Annotated in this window: 19 protein-coding genes; 7 read left to right on the forward strand and 12 right to left on the reverse strand. The window is 51.0% G+C overall.

Going from position 1 to position 23248, the window contains the following annotated elements:
• The first annotated feature begins 43 nt into the window (after positions 1 to 43).
• A complete protein-coding gene (gene uspG / locus OGY17_RS05920) occupies positions 44 to 472 on the forward strand; it encodes a universal stress protein UspG (RefSeq protein ID WP_003022101.1) in 429 nt (142 codons plus the stop codon).
• A 69-nt stretch (positions 473 to 541) separates the two neighbouring features.
• Here the strand turns inward: uspG and OGY17_RS05925 are convergent, their stop codons facing one another.
• The 6 genes from OGY17_RS05925 to ahpC all read right to left on the reverse strand — a co-directional run bounded on the left by OGY17_RS05925 (position 542) and on the right by ahpC (position 7191).
• Positions 542 to 1309 carry a dimethyl sulfoxide reductase anchor subunit family protein gene (locus OGY17_RS05925; protein WP_057067699.1) on the reverse strand — a complete coding sequence of 256 codons (768 nt, stop codon included), beginning with the start codon at positions 1307 to 1309 and terminating at the stop codon, positions 542 to 544.
• On the reverse strand, positions 1309 to 1866 hold the full coding sequence (locus tag OGY17_RS05930; protein ID WP_008784074.1) for a 4Fe-4S dicluster domain-containing protein: 558 nt from the start codon (positions 1864 to 1866) through the stop codon (positions 1309 to 1311). Before OGY17_RS05930 ends, OGY17_RS05925 begins: the two co-directional genes overlap by 1 nt.
• A complete protein-coding gene (locus tag OGY17_RS05935; RefSeq protein ID WP_048235898.1) occupies positions 1863 to 4133 on the reverse strand; it encodes a molybdopterin-dependent oxidoreductase in 2271 nt (756 codons plus the stop codon). The genes OGY17_RS05930 and OGY17_RS05935 overlap by 4 nt, the downstream gene beginning before the upstream one ends.
• On the reverse strand, positions 4130 to 4684 hold the full coding sequence (locus OGY17_RS05940; RefSeq protein WP_128611427.1) for a TorD/DmsD family molecular chaperone: 555 nt from the start codon (positions 4682 to 4684) through the stop codon (positions 4130 to 4132). Before OGY17_RS05940 ends, OGY17_RS05935 begins: the two co-directional genes overlap by 4 nt.
• A gap of 223 nt (positions 4685 to 4907) precedes the next feature.
• A complete protein-coding gene (gene ahpF / locus OGY17_RS05945) occupies positions 4908 to 6473 on the reverse strand; it encodes an alkyl hydroperoxide reductase subunit F (protein ID WP_286606611.1) in 1566 nt (521 codons plus the stop codon).
• Positions 6474 to 6627: 154 nt separating this feature from the next.
• A complete protein-coding gene (gene ahpC, locus OGY17_RS05950) occupies positions 6628 to 7191 on the reverse strand; it encodes an alkyl hydroperoxide reductase subunit C (RefSeq protein WP_002894394.1) in 564 nt (187 codons plus the stop codon).
• A 374-nt stretch (positions 7192 to 7565) separates the two neighbouring features.
• Here ahpC and dsbG point away from each other — a divergent pair, with 374 nt between their 5' ends.
• From dsbG to OGY17_RS05970, 4 genes are all read left to right on the forward strand, one after another.
• Positions 7566 to 8312, forward strand: a complete 747-nt coding sequence (dsbG, locus tag OGY17_RS05955; protein ID WP_048235899.1) for a thiol:disulfide interchange protein DsbG — start codon at positions 7566 to 7568, stop codon at positions 8310 to 8312.
• Between the two features lie 203 nt (positions 8313 to 8515).
• On the forward strand, positions 8516 to 9418 hold the full coding sequence (gene citR / locus OGY17_RS05960; protein ID WP_079934602.1) for a DNA-binding transcriptional repressor CitR: 903 nt from the start codon (positions 8516 to 8518) through the stop codon (positions 9416 to 9418).
• 165 nt (positions 9419 to 9583) lie between these two features.
• Entirely contained in the window at positions 9584 to 10807 is a 1224-nt protein-coding gene (locus OGY17_RS05965) for a phosphoadenosine phosphosulfate reductase (RefSeq protein WP_057066460.1), read from the forward strand.
• On the forward strand, positions 10792 to 11409 hold the full coding sequence (locus OGY17_RS05970; RefSeq protein ID WP_032942666.1) for an IbrB-like domain-containing protein: 618 nt from the start codon (positions 10792 to 10794) through the stop codon (positions 11407 to 11409). Before OGY17_RS05965 ends, OGY17_RS05970 begins: the two co-directional genes overlap by 16 nt.
• On the opposite strand, the gene OGY17_RS05975 is transcribed toward OGY17_RS05970, so the two are convergent.
• Entirely contained in the window at positions 11410 to 12570 is a 1161-nt protein-coding gene (locus OGY17_RS05975) for a pyridoxal phosphate-dependent aminotransferase (protein ID WP_286606613.1), read from the reverse strand.
• A gap of 132 nt (positions 12571 to 12702) precedes the next feature.
• On the opposite strand from OGY17_RS05975, the gene OGY17_RS05980 reads away from it, so the two are divergent.
• Positions 12703 to 13791, forward strand: a complete 1089-nt coding sequence (locus tag OGY17_RS05980; protein ID WP_286606615.1) for an oxidoreductase — start codon at positions 12703 to 12705, stop codon at positions 13789 to 13791.
• A gap of 110 nt (positions 13792 to 13901) precedes the next feature.
• Here the strand turns inward: OGY17_RS05980 and OGY17_RS05985 are convergent, their stop codons facing one another.
• Together OGY17_RS05985 and cstA are read right to left on the reverse strand one after the other, a co-directional pair.
• Positions 13902 to 14099 carry a YbdD/YjiX family protein gene (locus OGY17_RS05985; RefSeq protein ID WP_003022064.1) on the reverse strand — a complete coding sequence of 66 codons (198 nt, stop codon included), beginning with the start codon at positions 14097 to 14099 and terminating at the stop codon, positions 13902 to 13904.
• A gap of 63 nt (positions 14100 to 14162) precedes the next feature.
• Positions 14163 to 16268 carry a pyruvate/proton symporter CstA gene (gene cstA, locus OGY17_RS05990; RefSeq protein WP_286606617.1) on the reverse strand — a complete coding sequence of 702 codons (2106 nt, stop codon included), beginning with the start codon at positions 16266 to 16268 and terminating at the stop codon, positions 14163 to 14165.
• Between the two features lie 498 nt (positions 16269 to 16766).
• Between cstA and OGY17_RS05995 the strand changes: the two genes are divergently transcribed.
• The gene (locus OGY17_RS05995) at positions 16767 to 21176 is read left to right on the forward strand and encodes an autotransporter outer membrane beta-barrel domain-containing protein (protein ID WP_286606619.1); all 4410 of its coding nucleotides are present in this window, start codon (positions 16767 to 16769) and stop codon (positions 21174 to 21176) included.
• Between the two features lie 38 nt (positions 21177 to 21214).
• Here OGY17_RS05995 and entH read toward each other — a convergent pair whose 3' ends face one another.
• From entH to OGY17_RS06010, 3 genes are read right to left on the reverse strand one after another with little or no spacing between them, the layout of a single operon-like run.
• Positions 21215 to 21628, reverse strand: coding sequence for a proofreading thioesterase EntH (gene entH, locus OGY17_RS06000; RefSeq protein WP_008784061.1), 414 nt, complete (start codon positions 21626 to 21628; stop codon positions 21215 to 21217).
• Between the two features lie 2 nt (positions 21629 to 21630).
• A complete protein-coding gene (gene entA, locus OGY17_RS06005) occupies positions 21631 to 22386 on the reverse strand; it encodes a 2,3-dihydro-2,3-dihydroxybenzoate dehydrogenase EntA (RefSeq protein WP_191215064.1) in 756 nt (251 codons plus the stop codon).
• Positions 22386 to 23243, reverse strand: a complete 858-nt coding sequence (locus OGY17_RS06010) for an isochorismatase (RefSeq protein WP_286606622.1) — start codon at positions 23241 to 23243, stop codon at positions 22386 to 22388. The genes entA and OGY17_RS06010 overlap by 1 nt, the downstream gene beginning before the upstream one ends.
• Positions 23244 to 23248 lie beyond the last annotated feature (5 nt).

Raw genomic sequence — 23248 nt, forward strand, 5'->3', positions numbered from 1 at the left:
TACTATGCTGTTATGTGTTCATGTAATGACAAGGAGAATGTTTATGTACAACACAATCATAATGCCAGTTGATGTATTCGAAATGGAACTGAGCGACAAGGCTATTCGCCATGCAGAATTTCTGGCCCAGGATAAAGGGGTTATCCATCTGCTGCATGTGCTGCCAGGCTCAGCGAGCTTAAGCCTGCACCGCTTTGCAGCCGATGTCCGTCGTTTTGAAGAGCATCTGCAACACGAAGCGGAAACCCGTCTGCAAACGATGGTCGGTCACTTCAGCATCGATCCTTCCCGTATTAAGCAACACGTCCGCTTTGGCAGCGTACGTGACGTGGTCAACGAATTGGGTGAAGAGTTGAATGCGGATGTCGTTGTCATTGGGTCGCGTAACCCATCAATCAGCACCCATCTGCTCGGCTCTAACGCTTCCAGCGTTGTTCGACACGCGACTTTGCCAGTGCTGGTTGTTCGTTAACAGCCACTGATTTGCTAAAGAAAACCCCTGCCAGGTTAACGCCTGACAGGGGTTTTTATTACCTCACGATTAATACAAATGGCCGATATTCACGATGGAGCTGATCGTATCGCCAAAAAACGTCAGACGGCTCAGGAATATGCCAACAAACAACAGGACGAAAAGCGCTTTTGCGCGATGCTCGCCCTGACGGCTAAGCACAAAGGCCACCGCCAGACACACCAGACTCGCCAGATAAAGTGGCGACGTCAGCCAGGCATGCGCCGTCATCTGCATGATGGTGCCACCGCTTAGCCAGATAATGGGTGCGGCGATCATGACTGCCATACACACGACAATCCCCTGGCGCAATGCAGCAACGGCAGGTGCGAGGTTAAGCAGTGGAATCGCAGCACACCCCATCACCCACACCGTGATGAAGAACAACAGCATTGTCAGACCGTTGGCGATCGCCACCATTGCCGGGGCGGCATAGGTCATCCCCTGTACCGCCACCAGTGCGATACCGAGAACAGAGGCCAGAACAGCTGGTGCTTTGTGCCCTTTTGCCAAAAACGTCACCCCGACAGCTGCACCGTATAAAGTGGCGCCCAGAATCTCTCGGCTCAGCCAGGCGTGCTGCAGGTTGATCAAGGCATCGTAGGCGCGATCCGGATGCGCAAGGTGTAATATCGCCGCCACGGACGCCGCCGCCAGAACCAGTCCACTTACCAGCCAGTACAGGCGCTTGCTCTCCAGTTTTCCTTGCAGCACACGGAGCGTCAGAATGAGCGTGATCCCAACCGACATTTGGCTTAATACGGTAAAAATGACCAGAGGAAGTTCATACTTTTCCATTACTTGGCCTCCGGCTGCTTTGGTTGACGCGCAAGGATAAAACGCGTGCCAGGATTAAGCTGCGGCATACGCGGGAATCCCGGCGGATACTGCACCGCATTATCAGGTATAGGATCGGCATCCAGATCGATAAGCGTCAGCGCACCTACCGGACAGGCATTCACGCACGCCGGCTGCATGCCAACATCAAGACGCTCATAGCACATGCTGCATTTTTCCGCTTTTTTCGTCTCTTCATTAAAGCGCGGCGCACCGTATGGACAGTTGCGAATACAGTTTTTGCATCCGATACAACGTTCCGGGTTATGCACTACAACGCCATCCTCACGTTTGGTGTACGCCTCTACCGGACAAGCCGCCAGGCAGGCCGGATTTTCGCAGTGGTTACAGGCCAGCGAGTAGAACGCTCGCTCTTCATGCGGATAAATTTCTTTATCCAGCGGGTAGACGTAGCGCCAGAAACGTTCTGGCTCCAGCTGGTTAAAACTCTTACACGCCATCGCACAGCCACGGCAGCCGATACACTTATCGCTATTAACTAAAAACGCGCGCCTCATGCCGCTGCTCCTTTATCGATCAAAATGATGTCCGCAAACTGACTATGGATGGCCGCACCTGGCGCACCAGTTTTCATCAAGCCCATATCGGCTGGAGTATCCGCCACTACGTTTTGAACGTTGTATTTCCGTTTCGGGAACCAAGCCTCGTACATCACCAGGAAATCCTCCGGAACGTTAGCGGTTACCTTCGCACGTAACTCCACCTCACCTGCGGTGTTAAACACTTTCACCAGGTCATTTTCAGCGATGCCTCTTTTCCCGGCGGAAACCGGGTGCATATAAACAAACGGTTCAGGATAGAAGACCTGCATCCAGTCAAGGTTGATGAATTGGGAATGGATACCGAACTGGACATGCGGCGTAAACAGGTGGAATGGCAACGTGCTTTTTGCCTCCGGTTTGTATTCCGGCAGCGCCGTATGACCATTTTTCTCACACAGCTCAGATTTGAACTCAAACTTTCCAGAGGGCGTTTTAAACTTACGGTCATACCAGGCCGCAGAACTTGGCAGAATGGCTTTTTTCGGCCCTTCCAGTAAATCATCCCAGGAGGAGATACCAAACATTTTGGCCATTCCGTCATTGAACTCCTGGTCCAGCCAGCGCTTATGATCGAACTCCTGCGGGAATGTGCAAGAACCCGGCTCCAGCTTGTTGATTGTGCGGGAAAGTAAAACGGCGATTTCCAGATCGCATTTTGCCTCATACATTGGCTTAATTGCAGGCTGGTTGATTGAGAGCCAGTAGTGCCAATATGAGGCGTCTACGTTCCACTCTTCAAAGGCTGTGGTGACAGGCAAAACGATATCGGCATGCTGGACGGTCTCGTTAAAGAATTGGTCGGCGCACACCACCATTTCCAGTTTTTCGAATGCTTTTTCCATCTTGCTGCGATCAAAATCCTGAGCAAACGGGTTCTTACAGGCAACCCAAAGCATTCGGACAGGCGGCTCATTGGCTTCCAGAATTCCCTTTGCGGTCTGGTTGATATTCAACGAGCGATCGGAATACTGTGCGACTTCCCCCGCAGAACCAAACTCGCTGGTTGTGCCCGCCGCTCCCGGCATCCCGATAGAGCCTACCGGTGGCTTCTGCAACATGGCATTGTAGTTAAAGCCCCAGGTATGCAAATGACCGTAGCGAGCGCCACCGCCCTCAATGCCAATATTGCCGGTCATTGCCACAAAGGCATCGATCGCCCGTACGTTAGCGCCGCCGTTGACATGGCGCTGCATGCCGTAGCCAATCCACACGGTAGCAGGGTTAACCGCGGTAAATTCTTCCGCCAACTGGCGAATAACATCCGCCGACAGCCCGCAAATCTCAGATGCCCACTCTACGGTAACGTTATTACGCAAATACTCTTCAAATTCAGCATAACCATGGGAATAGTTGTTAACGAAATCCTGATCAACCAATCCTTTGTCCACCAGGTGGCGTGCCATGCCCAGCGCCAGAGCGCCATCTGATCCTGGCCGAACACGTAAATAGAGATCGGCTTTCGCAGCGGTTTGGGTTAACAGTGGATCGATAACGACCACTTTTGCGCCTTTTTCCCGCGCCTGATAGATGTACTTCATGGTGTGCATAGAGCACCAGGCCGGGTTAGCGCCCCAGATAATAATGTATTTGGCTTTCACCATATCTTCCGGGTCGTTACACCACATGTCGCCCATGTCGTAGTTTTGCGCGTCGATACCGGCTGGCCAGCAAGGTGTTCCGGCAAAACGGGTGGTGTAACCCAGTGAAGACATCATCCCTTCAACGGCATAGTTCAATACACCAAATTTGCCTGAGTACTTGGTCAGCGCCAGACCCAACATTGAACCATCTTTCTTTTTAATCTCCAGCATCTTGGTCGCAATGCGCTGCATTGCTTCATCCCAGGAGATACGACGCCAGTTACCGCTGCCGCGAACATCCTGAACCATCGGATATTTAATGCGGTCCGGGCTGTATACCCTACGTGGATAGCTCAATCCCTTCACACACGGAGTTCCATGCGTAAACGTTGATTCAGGCGCGCCTTCCACAAAGGTGATGACGTCATCCTTCACCCAGGTTTTCAGGCTACAAGTGTCATAGCAGTTACGTGGACAGGCGTTACGATAGATTTTGTAGGTTTTGGGATTAAACGGAATTGGCGGTTGCGCCAATGCACAGCGTGAAGTCAGCAATCCCCCTGGCAGGGCAGCCACCGTTCCAAGGGCAATCAACCCTTTCAAAAATGAACGTCTGTTCAGAACTCCCGGTTCATTACTCATATTGATACTCTCGTGTTTAATTCATCAAGCCAAAAAGACAACCTTTCCGCGACGTTTTTCAACGTAACGGTTTGTGCATTTATATGTATTTTTTCTATATACGCGGGCACCCACATCGCTATATACTCAATTACATATCGAGTCATGACGATCTGGTATTCTGCTGATATCCTGGCATTAGCCGATAATAAAACTGCTAATTCCAATACGCAGGAAATATGATCATCCGGGATATTATTTACATGGTTTATAGATAGACCTATATTTGCCATGAATTCCCGAATGCTTAAGGTTGATTTACCCATTACGAGGGCATCTTCTTCAAGGTATACCGAAGCGAACGGCGGGGCTTTTAGCGTCTGCGGCCCAACAAATAGTGCATTGAAGTCGTACTCCGCCTCCAGCCACTCCTGCTCTGTTAGCGTTGAGGCATTTGTATCTAAAGCTGAATAAGCCGCTTTCAGCGTGTAACTATCGTGAGAGATAAAAAAATCACGTAACAATAACCCTGTCGATTCAAAGATCGTCAGGGTTTCATATATTTCACCCATGAATTAACCAACCATTTATTCACACAACAAATAAAAAAATAATGCAGGTTAATATAATAAAGATAACGCCCTCTCTTTCTTTGATGAAAATAATGATCAGGCTAATTAAGTGAATGTTTTAAACGGTTTATTGTTTCAAGAATTGACAATTTAAGTGTATGGAAATAAAAAACCGCCAGCGGATGACTGGCGGTTTTGGCATTGCAGGTGAGTCTTACTTTTTTTATGCTACTGTCGTGCGAATCAGATAATCAAACGAACTTAACGAGGCCTTCGCACCTTCACCGGTCGCGATGATAATCTGCTTATACGGTACGGTGGTGCAGTCACCGGCAGCGAAAACGCCTTTCACGCTGGTTTCGCACTTGGCATCGATGATGATTTCACCCATACGGTTACGTTCAACGGCGCCTTCCAGCCAGTTGGTGTTCGGCAGCAGACCAATCTGAACAAAGATACCTGCCAGTTCCACATTGTGAACATCGCCGCTCACACGGTCACGATACTCCAGGCCAGTAACTTTGCTGCCATCGCCTTTCACTTCTGTCGTTTGCGCATTCAGAATGATGTCGACGTTTTTCAGACTGCGAAGCTTATTTTGCAGCACCTGGTCGGCCTTCATTTCAGGAGCAAACTCCAGCAGCGTCACATGTTCAACAATACCAGCCAGGTCGATAGCCGCTTCAACGCCGGAGTTACCGCCGCCAATCACCGCAACACGCTTGCCTTTAAACAGCGGGCCATCACAGTGCGGGCAGTAGGTTACGCCTTTGGTGCGATACTGATCTTCGCCCGGAACGTTCATGTTGCGCCATTTCGCGCCGGTGGCGATGATAATGCTACGTGCTTTCAGCACCGCGCCGGAGGCCGTTTCAATCTGATGCAAACCGCCTTCCTGCGCTGCTGGAATGAGTTTGCTCGCGCTCTGGCTGTCAATCACATCGACATCATAATCATCAACGTGTGCTTTCAGCGCGCCTGCCAGTTTCTGACCTTCAGTTTTCGGTACTGAGATATAGTTTTCAATATCAACAGTATCAAGAACCTGGCCGCCAAAACGTTCGCCCATCAGACCGGTGCGAATGCCTTTACGTGCAGAGTACACCGCTGCCGCCGCACCTGCAGGACCAGAACCGACAATCAATACGTCATAAGCATCGCGCTTATTCAGCTCTTCAGCCGCACGTTTTTCTGCGCCAGTATCCACTTTCGCCACGATCTCAGTCAGCGTCATACGCCCCTGACCGAACTCTTTGCCGTTCATAAATACCGCCGGAACACCCATCACGTTACGATCGGTGATTTCGTTCTGGAAAGTACCGCCGTCAATCGCCGTATGTTTGATACGTGGGTTCAGCACCGCCATTAGGTTCAGCGCCTGCACCACGTCCGGGCAGTTATGGCAGGAAAGTGAATAATAGGTTTCAAATTCAAAATCACCGTCGAGATCGCGGATCTGCTCCAGCAACGTCTGCGCCTCTTTTGACGGATGACCACCGGTCCACAACAGCGTCAGCACCAGAGAGGTAAACTCATGACCCAGCGGAGAACCGGCAAAACGCGGTCCCTGGTGAGAACCTGGATTGGTAATCAGGAACGATGGCTTACGCACCGCCAGAGTATTGTCTTCTTTGAAGGTGACTTTTTCTGACAGTTCAGCAATTTCAGTCAGCAGTTCCTTGATTTCTGCCGATTTAGCGCTGTCATCCAGCGTCGCAATCAGCTCAACAGGTTTGGTCAGTTTCTCAAGGTAAGCCCTGAGCTGGGTTTTCATATTTGTGTCGAGCATTCTTCTTCCCTCTCTGAAAACATCATCATGCAAGCCGATTTTGCGGGACTGCATTAATGCAACTTGCGTCATGGTGCTGGAATGAAACAGGCGCAAATTTGCGCCTGTGGAATGCCGGATGCACTACGTTTATCCGGCCTACAAACTATGCGACTTAGATTTTACCAACCAGGTCCAGAGATGGCGCTAAGGTTGCTTCACCTTCTTTCCATTTTGCCGGGCAAACTTCACCTGGGTGGGAAGCGACGTACTGTGCTGCTTTGATTTTACGCAGCAGGTCAGACGCATCACGGCCGATACCTTCAGCGGTAACTTCGATTGCCTGGATGATACCCTGCGGGTCAACAACGAAGGTTGCGCGGTCAGCCAGACCTTCATCTTCACGCATGTTGTCGAAGTTACGGGTCAGGGCGCCAGTCGGGTCGCCGATCATCGCGTATTTGATTTTCGCGATGGTTTCAGAGCTGCTGTGCCATGCTTTGTGGGTGAAGTGGGTGTCGGTAGAAACGGAATACACATCTACGCCCAGTTTCTGCAGTTCTTCGTAATGGTCTGCAACGTCACCCAGCTCGGTCGGGCATACGAAAGTAAAGTCAGCCGGGTAGAAGAAGAAGACGCTCCAGCGACCTTCGGTATCTTTCTCGGTTACTTCGATGAACTCACCGTTTTTGAACGCCTGGTTTTTGAAAGGTTTAATTTTGGTATTAATCAAAGACATCTGTACTTCCTCCGTGTTTTCGTTGAGAGATAAGTTAACGAAAATCTCTTCGCAGGGCTAATGCGTTTCCTTTATCAAATCAATAAGCGTTAACTAACAACCCACTCAAACTCATGTTGTGAACCTAAAGATAAAAGTAAAAAAGGCCCCCTTTGCAGGGAGCCTCATTACCCGAGCTACCCGCAGGTAACGTCAGTGCCAGCAGAGCTGGCTATGTGTTGCGCTCTACATTACCTTAACAAAGGTCGTAACAGCGATGGGGATTACATCACCCAACTAAAGAAAGGGCAATCGACAGACCGTCGATCTTACCTATGGCTGTGATAGGTTTTGCAATTAAGCCCACTTTCCTGCTGATTTTATAAGGAAAATCAATGTTTAAACGCACCTTACTCTTAACTCTTCTCCCTGCTATCGTGCACGCAGAGGAGCTCCCTGCCCCTGTTAAAGCCATTGAGAAACAGGGGATTACCATCCTGAAGCCCTTCGACGCACCGGGTGGAATGAAAGGCTACCTGGGAAAATACCAGGACATGGGGGTCACTATCTATGTCACGCCTGACGGTAAACATGCCATCTCCGGCTACATGTATAATGAAAAAGGCGAAAACCTCAGTAATGCGCTCATAGAAAAAGAGATCTATGCCCCTGCCGGACGTGAGATGTGGCAGCGAATGGAAAAAGCGTCGTGGATTCTGGACGGGAAAAAAGAAGCCCCGGTCATCGTTTACGTGTTTGCCGATCCCTTCTGTCCTTATTGCAAACAGTTTTGGCAGCAGGCGCGCCCATGGGTAGATTCCGGTAAAGTTCAGCTGCGTACGCTGCTGGTTGGCGTGATCAAGCCCGAAAGCCCGGCAACCGCTGCTGCAATCCTGGCATCCAAAGATCCGGCCAAAACCTGGCATGACTATGAAGCATCCGGTGGGAAAATGAAGCTGGAAATCCCGGCTTCAGTCCATCCAGAACAGATGAAAGTACTGAATATCAACCAAAAACTCATGGATGATTTAGGTGCTAATGTGACGCCCGCGATCTACTACATGAGCAAAGACGATACGTTACAACAGGAAGTGGGATTACCCGATAAAGATAAATTAAATATTATTATGGGAAATAAATAAAGGTAACAGAATGAGTGATTGTTATGGTTCTCATTTCAATCACTCTTTAAAATGTATTTTTATCGTAACCATCAAGCAATCTGTGTTATTTTAGTTTAAGTTAATTATTCATTAAGCCATAAACATAAATTCTAAGAATGATTAGAATTTAAATTATTCAACAATTGAATTATCCTATACATTACCATCACAGGAAGGTATGCATGGCTAACCTCTATGACCTCAAAAAATTCGATCTTAACCTATTGGTAATTTTTGAATGTATTTATCAACATTTGAGCATCAGTAAAGCTGCGGCAACACTGTATATTACCCCTTCAGCCGTCAGCCAGTCATTACAGCGACTGCGTACACAGTTTAACGACCCCTTGTTTATTCGCTCAGGCAAAGGCATTACGCCTACGGTCACAGGGGTAAACCTTCATCTTCACCTTGAAAAAAATCTCAATAATCTGGAACAAACCATCAATATCATGCACGGTTCCAGCCTGAAAAATAAATTCGTCATCTACAGCCCACAAATTACAACCAACCTGAATGTGACATCTTTAATTAATAGCCTCAGAGAAAATTCAGATATTGAAATTGAGCATCATGATATATTAATGTCAGCAGAAACGGCCGAAAACATCCTTGCCTATCGTAAAGCCGATCTGGTGATTACAACAACGCCAGTTCACAATCGTTCTATTGTATGTACTCATTTCAAGACTATTGACTGTGTTTTAGTGTGCAGTGGCAACCATCCCAGAATAAATGAAACGAGCACACTCGAACAAATTCAACAAGAGCAATTTACATATTTTTCCTCTGAAGATCAGGGCATTAAAGATTATCGTTCCCGTGCAAGCGAATCGATGGCATTCCATAAAGTAGGTTTTAGTAGCGACTCCTTACTCTCGATTGCTAACGTTATCGCCAGTACGGATATTATTGGTGCACTCCCCAGACAAATTTATGAAATTTATCAGCCAGCATTGAAATTTAAAGAAATTAAAACCGATTTTGAATTACCAAAAGTAAAATTATTCATAATGTATAACCGGGCATCCTTGAATAACAAAGCCTTCGCAGAATACATAAGCAAACTATCCTTGGATAGTTAAGGATAACATGATTAAAAGCACATTATAATTCATATAAAATATACAATAACAAAATAGCATGCAGATAATGAATATATTTAAATATTGCATGCTGCAAGAAAAAGCTTATCCTATTACGGACATTTATTATGGCTGCAAATAATAAAAATTCGATATGGATTTGATATGTCTGTTTATAAAATACCGTTGGATAAAAATGTTCTGCAAGCAGCACAGGAACGCATTACCTGGACGCTTGAAACTCTACCGCGTGTCTGCGTTTCTTTCTCTGGAGGTAAAGATTCGGGGTTAATGTTGCATCTGACCGCCGCCATTGCCCGCCAGTTACAGAAAAAAATAAACGTCTTATTTATCGACTGGGAGGCTCAGTTTTCCTGCACTATCGACTATGTCCAGGCGCTACGCGAGAATTATTCCGATGTCATCGAAGAATTTTATTGGGTTGCATTGCCGCTGACGACGCAAAATTCACTGTCACAATTTCAGCCTGAATGGCAATGCTGGGAGCCGGGTACTCAATGGGTTCGCCAACCGCCTGCAGATGCCATTACCGATCCCGAGTTTTTCTCTTTCTACCAACCCGGTATGACTTTCGAGCAATTTGTTCGTGAGTTCGCTGAATGGTTTTCGCAGAAACGACCGGCCGCCATGATGGTCGGGATACGCGCCGATGAGTCATATAATCGTTTCGTCGCCATTGCGAACTCGAAAAAACAGCGTTTTGCCGATGACAAACCCTGGACCACCAGCGCCCCCGGCGGGCATACCTGGTATATTTATCCGATTTATGACTGGAAAACTGCTGACATCTGGACGTGGTTTGCGAAGTCAATGCTCCCGTGTAATCCCCTGTACAACCTGATGTATCAGGCGGGGGTTCCCACGCGATACATGCGTATCTGCGAACCCTTTGGACCAGAACAACGCCAGGGGCTGTGGCTTTACCATGTTATTGAGCCTGAACGCTGGGCAATGATGTGCTCCCGCGTCAGCGGGGTAAAAAGTGGCGGGATATATGCTGGTCAGGACAACCATTTTTACGGTCACCGCAAAATATTAAAACCCGAACATTTAAGCTGGCAGGAATACGCCATGCTGTTATTGAAGAGTATGCCGGAAACGACCGCTGAACATTACCGCAATAAAATCGCCGTCTATTTACAGTGGTATAAGAAAAAAGGCATGGAGAATATCCCACAAACCCAGGAAAGAGATATTGGTTCAGTGGATATTCCGTCGTGGCGGCGTATCTGTAAGGTCCTGCTGAATAACGACTATTGGTGCCGGGCTCTCTCATTTAGTCCAACGAAACCCAAAAACTATCAACGCTACAATGAGCGCATGAAAACAAAACGCCAGGAATGGGGACTCTTATGCAACAGCGATTAACTCAGGAACTCCTCGGCTTTCTTTCTGGTTTATCAGAACCAGAGAGAATTGAAGCCATAAATGAATTCAGAAAGGCAATACACAGCGTCAGTCCCTTTCGCGAGGAGCCCGTAGATTGCGTACTTTGGGTTAAAAATGATCATATTTCACCCAATGACTACAACCCCAATAACGTTGCGCCACCGGAGAAAAAGCTGCTGCTGAAGTCCCTCGAAGCTGACGGGTTTACGCAGCCCATTGTAGTGGTTCACTCAACGGCTGAAGAATACGAAATTGTCGACGGTTTCCACCGCCACGAGTTAGGTAAAGCCAAAGCCTCACTGAGGCCCAGGCTGAAAGGATATCTGCCGGTTGCCTGTTTAGAACGCGAACGCCATGAGCGTATGGCGGCAACCATTCGCCACAACCGCGCTCGCGGGCGTCATCAAATCCACGCCATGTCCGAGATTGTCCGCGAGCTATCGCAACTGGGCTGGAGTGAAGAAAGAATTGGCAAGGATCTTGGTATGGACAGCGACGAGGTGTTACGCCTGAAGCAAATCAACGGCCTGCAAGCGTTGTTTGCTGACCGTCGATTCTCCAAAGCCTGGACCGTGAAATAGCTATAACGAAACCAGACGCTCGGCTGCCGGTAACAGCGTCGATTCTTGCTTGGCAAAACAGAGGCGAATCAGTTTATGCGGGAAAGGATCGGCGCAGAACACCGACAGCGGAATTGCCGCAACGCCCACTTCAGTGGTCAGCCACTGGCAAAACTCCACGTCGTTAAGCGAGGAAACGGCGCTGTAATCGACCAGTAAAAAGTATGTGCCTTCACACGGCAGAATTTCCAGCCGACTATCACGCAGTGCGTTCACCAACACGTCGCGTTTTTTCTGATAAAACGCGGGCAGCTCGCGGTAGTGTGCCGGATCTTCTCGTAGCATATCCGCCAGTGCGAGCTGAGCCGGCGTGTTGACGGAAAACGTCAGATACTGGTGCACTTTTCGTAGCTCAGCGCTAATGGCGGCTGGCGCAACGCAGTATCCGACCTTCCAGCCGGTCATATGGTAGGTCTTACCAAACGATGAAACAGCAACAGCGCGTTCCCGCAGCTCTGAATGTGCCAGCACGCTGGCATGCCCCTGTTTGGCGAAACAGATATGCTCATAAACTTCGTCGCTGATGACAAAGATCTCGCGTTCTTTAATCGCCTGCCACAGCGCGTCAAAATCGGCGTGATGCCACACAGTGCCAGAAGGGTTATGTGGCGTGTTCAGGATAACCAATCGGGTACGGTCGCTGAGTAAGGCACCAAACGCCTGCCAGTCGACGCGAAAAGCCGGTGGTTGCAGGGCAATACGTTTAACCACACCGCCGGATAATTCAACCGCAGGCGCATAGCTGTCGTAGCTCGGGTCAAAACAAATCACCTCATCACCAGGGCGCACCAGCGCAGTGATCGCGGCATACAATGCTTCCGTTGCCCCCGCAGTGATAGTCACCTCACTATTCGCGTCAGGTTTATAGCCGTACAGGTCTGCCGTTTTATCCGCGATGGCTTCGCGCAGCGGCTGCACGCCGGTCATCGGCGCATACTGGTTTGCGCCATGCGCGACGTGATACGCCAGACGCTCTTGCAAAAAGAGTGGACCGTCAAAATCAGGAAACCCCTGCGAGAGGTTAATGGCCTGATGCTGCTGCGCCAGCGCACTCATTTGCGTGAAGATAGTGGTGCCCAGATTAGGCAGTTTGCTTTGCGGAATCAGCGGGTTATTACTCATTATTGTTATCCCAGCGTGTGATGTTGTGGTTGAAGCCACTATAGCACGATGCTAGTATTTGGCAATCAAGACGTTCAGACGTCTATATAAAAATAACCTGCCTGGACAGGACAGCCAAAAGGACAACACAACATGAGTAATACCGAAATTCGCGTCGTCACCGGCCCAGCCAACTATTTTTCCCATCCTGGCAGCCTGTCGAGACTGAACGATTTTTTCTCTGCCGACCAACTTTCACGCGCCGTGTGGGTTTATGGTGAACGCGCCATCGATGCAGCCTGCCCTTACCTGCCAGAGGCTTTTCATCTTCCCGAGGCTAAACGCCTGCTGTTTACGGGACATTGCAGCGAAACCGATGTTGCTCAACTGGCAAAAGAGTCGGGAGAGGATCGCAGTGTGGTGATTGGCGTGGGTGGCGGTACATTGCTCGACACCACTAAAGCGTTGGCCCGTCGTCTGGATCTGCCGTTTGTCGGTATTCCTACTATCGCGGCGACCTGCGCTGCCTGGACGCCGCTCTCTGTCTGGTATAACGATGCAGGCCAGGCACTACATTTCGAAATTTTCGCTGACGCGAACTTCCTCGTGCTGGTCGAACCCGGGATCGTTCTCAATGCGCCAGAAGAATACCTACTGGCGGGGATCGGCGACACGCTGGCAAAGTGGTATGAAGCCGTCGTGCTCGCACCTCAGCCGGAAACACTGCCATTGACAGTACGTCTGGGTATTCAAGCCGCGCAGACCATCCGCGACGTCCTGCTGGAAAGCAGCGAGCAGGCGCTGGCAGACAAACAACAAGGCACGCTAAGCCGCACGTTTTGCGATGTGGTGGATGCGATTATTGCCGGAGGCGGCATGGTTGGTGGTCTGGGCGAGCGCTACACCCGCGTGGCGGCGGCGCATTCTGTTCACAATGGCCTGACCGTCCTCCCACAAACCGAGAAGTTTTTACACGGCACCAAAGTGGCGTACGGCATCCTGGTGCAGAGCGCGCTGCTGGGACAAGATGACGTGCTGGCGCAGTTAATTACCGCTTATCAGCGATTCAACCTGCCAACCCGATTAGCTCAACTGGAAGTGGACATCAATAACCGCGCCGAAATCGACAAAGTGATTGCGCACACTCTGCGCCCGGTGGAGTCCATTCACGCCCTGCCGGTAACGTTAAAGCCGGAGACACTGCGCGCAGCATTCGAAAAGGTAGAGTCTTTTACGGTGTGATTATGGTGCGGGTTGCCTGATGGCGGCTTCGCCTTATCAGGCCTACGACGACAAATTACGCCAATACGATGTTGTAGGCCGGATAAGCGTCAGCACCATCCGGCAAAAAATCAACAGCACTTCGCGCCACCTTTCCCGCCATATCGCGCATCCTGGCGTTCACGGAAAAATTCTTCGTAGGTCATTGGCGTCTGGTCCGGATGCGTGACGCGCATATGTTCAACATAATTGTCGTAATCCGGCACACCTATCATTAATCGGGCGGTTTGACCTAAATACTTCCCGGCTTTGGCGAGTGTTTCAAACATAGTGTTTCCCTGTCGTACAAACGCCCTCCCCGTTCAGGAGAGGGCTCGTTGGTTAAGAGAATATTAGTGCGCGCCTTTCGCCTGCGCCACGATCTCATCGACATTCTCAGGCATCGGCTCGTACGGTGTCTCTTTCGAAGTTGGTTTGTCCTCTTTCAATGCTGCCAGCGCAGTTTTGATGGAGAACAGACCCAGCACCACAACGACGACCATGAAGAAGATGGTAAGACCCGCATCCAGGCGGTTGTTAAACACCAGTTGCGTCAGCTGCGACTGGGTGTACTGCGCCGGAATGTTACCGCTGTCGATCATCGCCTGGAACTTGTTGGCGATAGCCAGGAAGCCGATTTTCGCATCCGGGCTAAACGCTTTCTGCCAGCCAGCGGTCAGGGTACAAATCAGCAGCCAGGCGGTTGGGACCAGTGCCACCCACGCGTAGCGCTGTCGTTTCATCTTGAACAGCACCACAGCACAGAGCATCAACGCCATACCGGCCAGCATCTGGTTAGCGATACCAAACAGCGGCCACAGGGTATTGATACCACCCAGAGGATCCACCACGCCCTGGTGTAAGAAATAACCCCAGGCCAGCACGCACAGCGCTGTAGCCAGCAGGTTTGCAGGCAGCGAATCGGTACGTTTCAGGCTCGGTGATACCACGCCCAGCAAGTCCTGCAGCATAAAGCGCGCGGCGCGTGTACCGGCATCTACCGCCGTCAGAATAAACAACGCTTCAAACAGAATGGCGAAGTGATACCAGAACGCCACATCCATCATGCCACCCAGCGCGCCGTGCAGAATGTACGCCATCCCGACGGCCAGCGTCGGCGCACCACCTGCGCGGGAGATGATGGATTGCTCACCCACTTCATTGGCGATTTGATGCAGGGTGTCTGGCGTAATGGCAAAGCCCCAACTGCTGACTACCTGTGCCGCAGAAGCCACTACGTCAACCGTGCCCGCAGGAGCCAGCACCGCCATCGGGCTGTTCATTGCAAAGTACACGCCCGGATCGATGATGCACGCGGAAACCAGCGCCATAATAGCAACAAAGGATTCCATCAGCATTCCGCCGTAGCCGATAAAGCAGGCCTGCCCTTCATTCGCCAGCATCTTCGGCGTGGTTCCGGAGGAGATCAGCGCATGGAAGCCAGAAACCGCACCACAGGCAATGGTAATAAACAGGAACGGGAACAAGTTACCGGTCCAGACCGGGCCAGTACCGTCAACAAACTTGGTCAGCGCTGGCATGGTCAGCGTCGGACGCATGATCAGAATCCCTACCGCCAGACCAACGATGGTGCCGATTTTCAGGAAGGTAGAGAGGTAATCACGCGGGGCCAGCAGCAGCCACACCGGCAGGACGGCGGCAACAAAACCGTAGCCCACCAGCATCCACGTCAGCTGTACGCCGGTAAAGTCAAAGTACGGTGCCCAGGTCGGGCTTTCAGCCACCCAGCCGCCGGAAATAATGGCAAACACCAGGAACACCAAACCGATGACCGACACTTCGCCAATGCGGCCCGGGCGCAGATAGCGCAGATAAATCCCCATGAAGATCGCCAGCGGGATGGTGAACGCCACGGTGTAGGTTCCCCACGGACTGTGGGTCAGCGCTTTCACGACGATCATCGCCAGTACCGCGAGAATAATCACCATGATCATAAAACAGGCCACCAGCGCAATAACGCCCGCCGTTGGGCCCATCTCTTCTTTCACCAGTTCGCCAAGGGAACGACCATCGCGACGGGTAGAAACAAACAGCACCATGAAGTCCTGCACCGCCCCTGCCAGTACTACCCCAGCGAGCAGCCAGATCATCCCCGGCAGATAGCCCATTTGCGCCGCCAGCACCGGTCCAACTAACGGACCCGCTCCGGCAATTGCCGCAAAATGGTGACCAAACAGCACTTTTTTATCGGTGGGAACATAATCCAGACCGTCGTTATGGCGCACGGCTGGCGTCATACGCGTCGGGTCAAGCGCCAGTACATTTTTCGCGATGTACAGGCCGTAGAAACGGTAAGCGATAAGGTAGACACAGACCGACGCCACGACTATCCACAACGCGTTGATCTGTTCACCACGATTTAATGCGATATAGCCGAGGGCAAATGCTCCCATAACGGAGAGCACTGTCCAGACGAGGTACTTCCCTGATTTGTTCATAGTTGTTATCCGTTGTCCGATCCAGAGAGATGTTACATTTTGTTTCTATAACATCTTTTCTGAATTTAACAACCTGACAACTATGCAAAGCAGATATATCACTGATTTTTTACATTGTATTGTTAACTTGATCACTATCAACGCAGAGACAACTGAAAAAATTGCGCAGTATGTGCCAACACCTCTATATTTTGTCCAATTCTCCTCTCAGCATGATGCTGAGCGTGCCACTTAATATTTTTATTATTAATAAGGATATTAATTAACAATATTAACCTGACTTTCTCAGCTTATACGGTTATTGCACTTAGAGATTCAGACCATCCTGATTTTGTATGCAGTAAGTGCTTTATTTCACTTTAATCACCAATTTCAAAACAAAGAATATATCTGCAGCACCAGTTTTAATGACAAAATAACCCACATAAAAAATAAAATTAATTCAGCAGAATTTTTCAGCGCCAGGTTGTTCAGGATGGCCGTATAAGGATATAAATTATGAATAAATGCTATCGCATCGTCTGGAATATCGCGAGAAATATGTTTGTGGTGACGTCAGAACTCTCGCAGGGCGATCAACGGGTTCGCGCAACCGTCGCAGGCCTGGTGTTATCGGCAGTTGGATTAACGGCAAATTGCGTTCATGCCAGCGACTACGGCCCGCTTAGCGGTGAAACCATCAACTTAAATGATGGCGATACCGTGACATCTGTCAATGGAACCACGGGTATCGAAAGTCTGTCCTCAGGGGGGCAAGGCGTACAGATTAATGGTAAAACCACCATTAACGTTATCGGTGATAGTGGTTCTATTGGGGTAAAACTTGATAACAGCGCCAATAATAATTTAGGTACCGGTACACAGATTAACGTTACAGACACAGGAACGGCGAAAGCAGCATCAACCACAGGTCTTTATATTAACAACACCAGTCCAGGCACAAATATAGACGCCGAGAATATATCAATTAACACCATCAGTAAAAAAGATGCTTACGGAATTAACGTTCATACAGAAAACACCACGCTGAACTTCGGCAACAAGAGTAAAATTATCACCGAATCCCAAAATGGTAATGCGACGGGTGTCTATTTCTATGACGACAATAATACGTTAACCATGAACGCTGGATTAATCCAGGTTAACACCGATGCAACCGGTAAGGCTGTAGGTATCGACACATACTGGGCAAATGGTACCACGCTCAATTTTGGGGATGACAGCCGCATAGAATTAACCAGCGGCACAGCCGGCGGCAGCGCGCTCTATCTTGGAAAAAACACCCAGGTTAACGCGAACGGGCTGAACATTGATTTCACCGTATCAGAGACAGGAACAGGCACCACGATTTATGGTATCCAGGAGGGGCAATACAGCCAAATTAATCTGGGCAAGAACAGCGCAATTACGCTCTCAACGCCTGGAGGTACGGCATATGGACTTGTTTCTGGTTCACAAAGTTATTTTACGGCAGATAACCTTGATATCACCCTTTCCACAACCTCTAACGAGCGCGCAAACGGTACAGGCGCGGACATCAGCGGCAACGTGGATTTTGGCAATGATTCCACCATCACCGTGCACGGTTTCTCCGAAGGATACGGGATGATTGTTGAGGATTATTCGGCAACCAGTAAAGATGATGCTATCGGAACAGTAAAGGCCAACCACCTCACCATTGACGTCACCGGCCAGAAGACGGAAGGGCTTCGAATAGAAGGCGGCGTGGTTGATTTAGGGTCAGACAGCGCCATTAGCGCAAACGGGACTGCATCAACAATTTACCTGACCGGCCGAGGATACAGTGAATTCAATGCCAGAAATCTGACCGTCACGACCGCGCAGTCCACCGCTCTTACACTAATGAGCAGCATGCATGCCGCCGTCGCCAACATTGGTGAAGGCAGCAGCATTGATGGAAGAAATTCCACAGGCCACACGACCAACGGTATTGTGGCCAACACCCCTTACAGCGCACCGACAACCATAAATTTCAACGGTTCCGCAGAGCAGCGAAACACTATCTACGCGGTTAACGGCTATGGCGCATCAGCCCAATACAGTGGCGCGACGATCAATATATCCAATACGGATATCATCATGAGCGGTAAAAATCCTTACGGTCTTTGGGCCATCGGCGATGGGGATTTTACCCATGCAGGCATCATCAATGGTGAGAATCTGACCATTGATATGACCGGCGCTAACGGCAGTGGTTACGGCGTGGTGGTGCAAGAAGGCGGTATCGTGAATCTGACGGGCGATACCACCATCATCGCCGACGGCGGCGTTGCCATCTGGAACCCGAAAGTTTCCTCGGGCGGGAATGTTCTACCTGGCGGGACGGTAAGTGGCTCAGGAAAAATGACCATAACCGGCGACATCGTTAACAGCGGCTGGGGATATATCAACCTCAATATGGACGCGGGTTCTTATTTCGCCGGAGCAACCTCGGTTAATGAAAGCTTCAACGCTCAGGGGATTGATTCAATCCTCAATCTTAACCTTGCCGAGCAGAGCCAGTGGCGGGTTACCGATGATTCCACGCTCACGACGCTGACCAACGCAGGAACCCTTGAGCTGGCGGCAGACCACACAGCCGGAACTTACAGCACTGTGCATGCTGATGAGGTCACGCTGAAAGAAAGCAGTATTCTCAGCGTCGATTTAAGCGCCGCGGCGCTGGCCAGTCAGTCCGCTAACCCGCTAATTACCGGCGGACAGGTTAATCCTGGCGGCGATCTACACATCAGCAATTCGGGTAATGCGCTGGATCTCAACGCGCTGACCTCAGACAGTCAACTGGCAGACATCGACACGGTTACGCTAATTGATGCCAACTCCGCAATCGTGAGCGATTTCGCTTCGATCTCAACCGATCCGGATACCCTGCCCGACTATATCGCGATTTCTGGTCAGGTTAATGCCCTTGATAATACCCAATATGAATTGGGCGTGGGGCTCAGTTGGTACGCCGGAGACTCCGCCGCGGTCTCTACGCCTGCACACGGTACGTTCACCCTGAACGCGGGCCAAACATTTACCGTCAATGGGTTGCTTGCAGATACCTCACCCAACGCCACCACGGGATGGGACGGTAAAAGTCTGACCAAAAAAGGAGACGGCACGCTCACCCTTACCGCAAAGAATACCTGGAGCGGGATCACAGACATTCAGCAGGGAACACTGTGGTTGACTAGTTCTGGCGCTATTGGCTCTGAAGGGAGCAAGCAGAGCATCGATGTTGAAGCTGGAGCCACTCTCGGCGGTAACGGAGTAATCAACGGTGCTGTGAACAACGTCGGCCTGCTAAGCTTTGGTGATCGTACAACGCCAGATAGCCAGTTTATCGTTAATGGTAACGTAACCAATCAAGGTGTAATCCGCAGCAGTAGCACGACTCCCGGGAATGCGTTAATCATCAACGGCGACTACACGGGCAACGGCGGTCAGCTCTCACTTAACGCCAGTTTAGGCGATGATAATTCACCAACCGACCAGCTCATTGTCTCGGGTAATGTTAACGGCAGCACCACGCTCTACATCAATAATGTGGATGGCGTGGGTGCATATACCGATCAAGGTATCGAGATTGTCGACGTCGGAGGGATATCATCGGATGACGCATTTTCTCTTGGCAATCAGATTCAAATCGGCCTGTATGAGTATCGTCTGTATGAAGATAACGAAAGCTGGTATTTGCGTTCCAAAGCAGAAACACCCGACGACCCGGATGATGACGTCACTCCGATCGATCCTGACGACAGCGACGTGACACCAGTTGATCCTGATGACGGCGGCAGCGACGTGACGCCTGTCGACCCTGACGATGGCGGCAGCGACGTGACGCCAGTTGATCCTGATGACGGCGATAGCGACGTCACACCGGTTGATCCTGATGACGGCGGCAGCGACGTCACACCGGTTGATCCTGATGACGGCGGCAGCAACGTTACTCCGTCAAATCCACAATATCGCGCCGATATAGGCGCTTATCTGGGCAACCAATGGCTGGCGCGTAGCCTGCAGATGCAAACGCTGTTCGATCGTGAAGGGAGCCAGTACCGCTCGGCCGAAGGAAGCGTCTGGGCGCGAATGAAAGGCGGAAAAACGGACACATCGGCTGTAAATGGCAATATCGACATGGACAGCGATTACACCCAGTTTCAGCTTGGCAGCGACCTTGCAACCTGGCGCGATGATCAGCAAAGCATCACGTTTGGCCTGATGGCCAGTTACCTTGACGGCAGTACCGACAGCACCGGAAATCGCGGCGCGGATGGCAGTCAGTTTACAGCCACAGGCGATATCGACGGTTACAATCTTGGCGCGTATGCCACCTGGTTCTCTGATGCCCGGCAACATCGCGGCTGGTATGTTGATACGTGGTATCAGTATGGCTTCTACAATAACAGCGTCGAGAATGGCAATGCCGGTTCAACGCATTACGACTCCCTAGCTCACGCGATTTCGCTGGAAAGCGGTTACCGCTACAACATTAACTTGAGCAGCGCTAACACAGTAAGCCTGACGCCACAGGCGCAGGTTATCTGGCAACGCTACGAGGCAGATAGCGTTGAGACAAACGGTACACGCATAGACGGGCAAAATGGCGATAGCTGGACCACACGTATTGGTCTGCGAATTGACAGCCAGCTTTCATTCGTCGATGCAACCGTCCGGCCATTCGCAGAGATTAACTGGCTACACTCCACCGACGATCTGGCCGTATCATTTGATAACGCAACGGTAAAACAGGATCTTCCTGCCGATCGCAGCGAGCTAAAAGTGGGAATTCAGGCGAATCTCAATAGCCAGTGGAACGTCAGCGTCCAGGCGGCGGGTCAGAAAGGTAATAACGACTACCGCGATCTCAACGGGAGTTTTAATCTGCGCTATAGCTGGTAACTGGTGTCACGAAGCGCGTCTAAACGACGCGCTTATCTTCACCCCATCACTGCAGTGCCTAAACGACAGGTGCAACAGCGTCGTCCCTGTTCATCAAAGATAACGATTTCCCAGCTTTGGCTCTGACGCCCGAGGTGCAGCGGCTGGCAGACACCGCGCACTTTCCCTTGCGATACCGCCCGATGATGCGTGGCGTTGAGTTCCGTCCCCACCACGCATTGCCCGTCGCGGGTCATCAGATAACCCGCCATTGAACCCAGCGTTTCCGCCAGGGCCGCGGATGCGCCGCCGTGCAGCAGGCCAAATGGCTGATGCGTACGGCTATCCACTGGCATTTCGGCTTCCAGCACATCATCACCCAGCCGGGTGTAGACCATGCCTAAATGCGCCACCATCGTGTTCTGACTGGAGGCATTGAGTTCATCCAGCGTTAAATGACGCTTCCAGATCATCGTCATGCCCCCAGCGTGGAACCGCCGTCCACCACGATATCCTGTAACGTAATGTGGCTGGCCAGTTCGGAAGCGAGGAATAAAATAGTGTTGGTGATCTCTTGCGGCCGGGCGATTTTCCCCAGCGGAATCCCGAGTTTAAACTGCTCGCCAAATCCACGAATGCGCTGTTGCTCCGCGTCATCGCTAACCCACAGCGTGCGCTGCATATCGGTGTCGGTCGAGCCTGGCGACACCACATTACAGCGCACACCGCTGCCCGCCAGTTCAAGTCCGACGGTCAGCGCCAGACTTTTCAACGCGGCTTTTGACGCGCCGTAAGCACTCATGCCGATACGCGGCGTGTGCGCCGCATCCGACGCGACGGTCACGATCGCCCCGCCCTGCTGGCGACGAAACTGCGCCATCGTCTGCTGAAACAGATTGAACGCCCCACCAACGTTAACCGCAAACGTCTGCTGCCACTCCTCTGCGCTCAGCGCATCGGTGGCCCCCATACGCAAAATACCTGCGGCATTGACCAACACATCTAAACGCTCGCGCGCTTTGAGGACGCGCTGGCACACTTCAGCTACCTGTCCGGCATTCGCCACATCCAGCACTTCGGTCGCAAACGGGTAGTTATCCTGAGGAAATTCGCGATCGAATCCTGTCACCTCAGCACCAGCCTCCGCAAATGCCAACGCCGTGGTGTAGCCAATCCCTTTACCCGCGCCGGTTACCCAGACGGTTTTCCCGGCAAAATCAAATCCAGCCATTACTTCACCTCGCGGGAGAGCAGCGCCCACCAAGCGTCAATGGTCGGTTTTTTCGCCAGCATCACGAAATCAATGTCACCATGAACCTTACGCCAGCGCGCCGCCAGCGCCATCATGCGCACGGAATCCAGCCCGTAGTCGATCAGGTTTTCGTCATCCATCGGCTCTTCAGACTCATCCAGCAACGGCAGAATAACGCTGCGCAACGCATCTTTACTGGTCGGGACCGGTGTCGGCAATAATTCCTGGGTCATTACCACACGCCCGGAACGTCCCGCCACGTATTTCAGCGACATCAGGTGTTCGTCACGGCTAAAGTCCGCCAGCGCATCGGCAACCATAAACGGCTTGATGTCACGCATGAAGGCGTCCGTTGCGGTGGTCATACAGCCGATATGCGCATACACCCCGGTAATGATCAGTTGATTACGCCCGGTTTCCTTGAGCATCTGTTCCAGCGGGGAACGATGAAATGCGCTATAACGCCATTTCACCAGAATGGTATCCGCTTCATCCGGCGCCAGCGCCTCAACGATCTTTTGTTGTTCCGGGGAACGCGTCAGGCCCGGTCCCCACATATCATTGAGCAGAGCGCGGTCTTCATCACTCTGTTCTTTCGGCTGAGCGGTGTAATACACCGGAATGTTATGCTCTTTGCAGTACTGGCGCAGCGCGGCGATGTTCGCGACGACCTGCTCCATCATCGGGCAGTTATCGCCCCAAAAGCCGATAAAATAATCCTGCATGTCGTGGATCAGCAGCGCGGCGCGTTCAGGGTCAAATGCCCAGTCGACTTTGTTCACCGGAACATCGAGCTCCGTTGGTAGCGCATAAGCCTGCATTTTAGGAATTGCCATTTCTA

It is taken from the genome of Citrobacter sp. Cpo126, from assembly GCF_030332445.1.
Lineage (GTDB): Bacteria > Pseudomonadota > Gammaproteobacteria > Enterobacterales > Enterobacteriaceae > Citrobacter > Citrobacter portucalensis.

Excerpts from the sequence above, each read along its gene's own strand:
- uspG (WP_003022101.1), top strand. The coding sequence starts at position 44 with ATGTACAACACAATCATAATGCCAGTTGATGTATTCGAAATGGAACTG.
- OGY17_RS05925 (WP_057067699.1), bottom strand. The coding sequence starts at position 1,309 with ATGGAAAAGTATGAACTTCCTCTGGTCATTTTTACCGTATTAAGCCAA.
- OGY17_RS05930 (WP_008784074.1), bottom strand. The coding sequence starts at position 1,866 with ATGAGGCGCGCGTTTTTAGTTAATAGCGATAAGTGTATCGGCTGCCGT.
- OGY17_RS05935 (WP_048235898.1), bottom strand. The coding sequence starts at position 4,133 with ATGAGTAATGAACCGGGAGTTCTGAACAGACGTTCATTTTTGAAAGGG.
- OGY17_RS05940 (WP_128611427.1), bottom strand. The coding sequence starts at position 4,684 with ATGGGTGAAATATATGAAACCCTGACGATCTTTGAATCGACAGGGTTA.
- ahpF (WP_286606611.1), bottom strand. The coding sequence starts at position 6,473 with ATGCTCGACACAAATATGAAAACCCAGCTCAGGGCTTACCTTGAGAAA.
- ahpC (WP_002894394.1), bottom strand. The coding sequence starts at position 7,191 with ATGTCTTTGATTAATACCAAAATTAAACCTTTCAAAAACCAGGCGTTC.
- dsbG (WP_048235899.1), top strand. The coding sequence starts at position 7,566 with ATGTTTAAACGCACCTTACTCTTAACTCTTCTCCCTGCTATCGTGCAC.
- citR (WP_079934602.1), top strand. The coding sequence starts at position 8,516 with ATGGCTAACCTCTATGACCTCAAAAAATTCGATCTTAACCTATTGGTA.
- OGY17_RS05965 (WP_057066460.1), top strand. The coding sequence starts at position 9,584 with ATGTCTGTTTATAAAATACCGTTGGATAAAAATGTTCTGCAAGCAGCA.
- OGY17_RS05970 (WP_032942666.1), top strand. The coding sequence starts at position 10,792 with ATGCAACAGCGATTAACTCAGGAACTCCTCGGCTTTCTTTCTGGTTTA.
- OGY17_RS05975 (WP_286606613.1), bottom strand. The coding sequence starts at position 12,570 with ATGAGTAATAACCCGCTGATTCCGCAAAGCAAACTGCCTAATCTGGGC.
- OGY17_RS05980 (WP_286606615.1), top strand. The coding sequence starts at position 12,703 with ATGAGTAATACCGAAATTCGCGTCGTCACCGGCCCAGCCAACTATTTT.
- OGY17_RS05985 (WP_003022064.1), bottom strand. The coding sequence starts at position 14,099 with ATGTTTGAAACACTCGCCAAAGCCGGGAAGTATTTAGGTCAAACCGCC.
- cstA (WP_286606617.1), bottom strand. The coding sequence starts at position 16,268 with ATGAACAAATCAGGGAAGTACCTCGTCTGGACAGTGCTCTCCGTTATG.
- OGY17_RS05995 (WP_286606619.1), top strand. The coding sequence starts at position 16,767 with ATGAATAAATGCTATCGCATCGTCTGGAATATCGCGAGAAATATGTTT.
- entH (WP_008784061.1), bottom strand. The coding sequence starts at position 21,628 with ATGATCTGGAAGCGTCATTTAACGCTGGATGAACTCAATGCCTCCAGT.
- entA (WP_191215064.1), bottom strand. The coding sequence starts at position 22,386 with ATGGCTGGATTTGATTTTGCCGGGAAAACCGTCTGGGTAACCGGCGCG.
- OGY17_RS06010 (WP_286606622.1), bottom strand. The coding sequence starts at position 23,243 with ATGGCAATTCCTAAAATGCAGGCTTATGCGCTACCAACGGAGCTCGAT.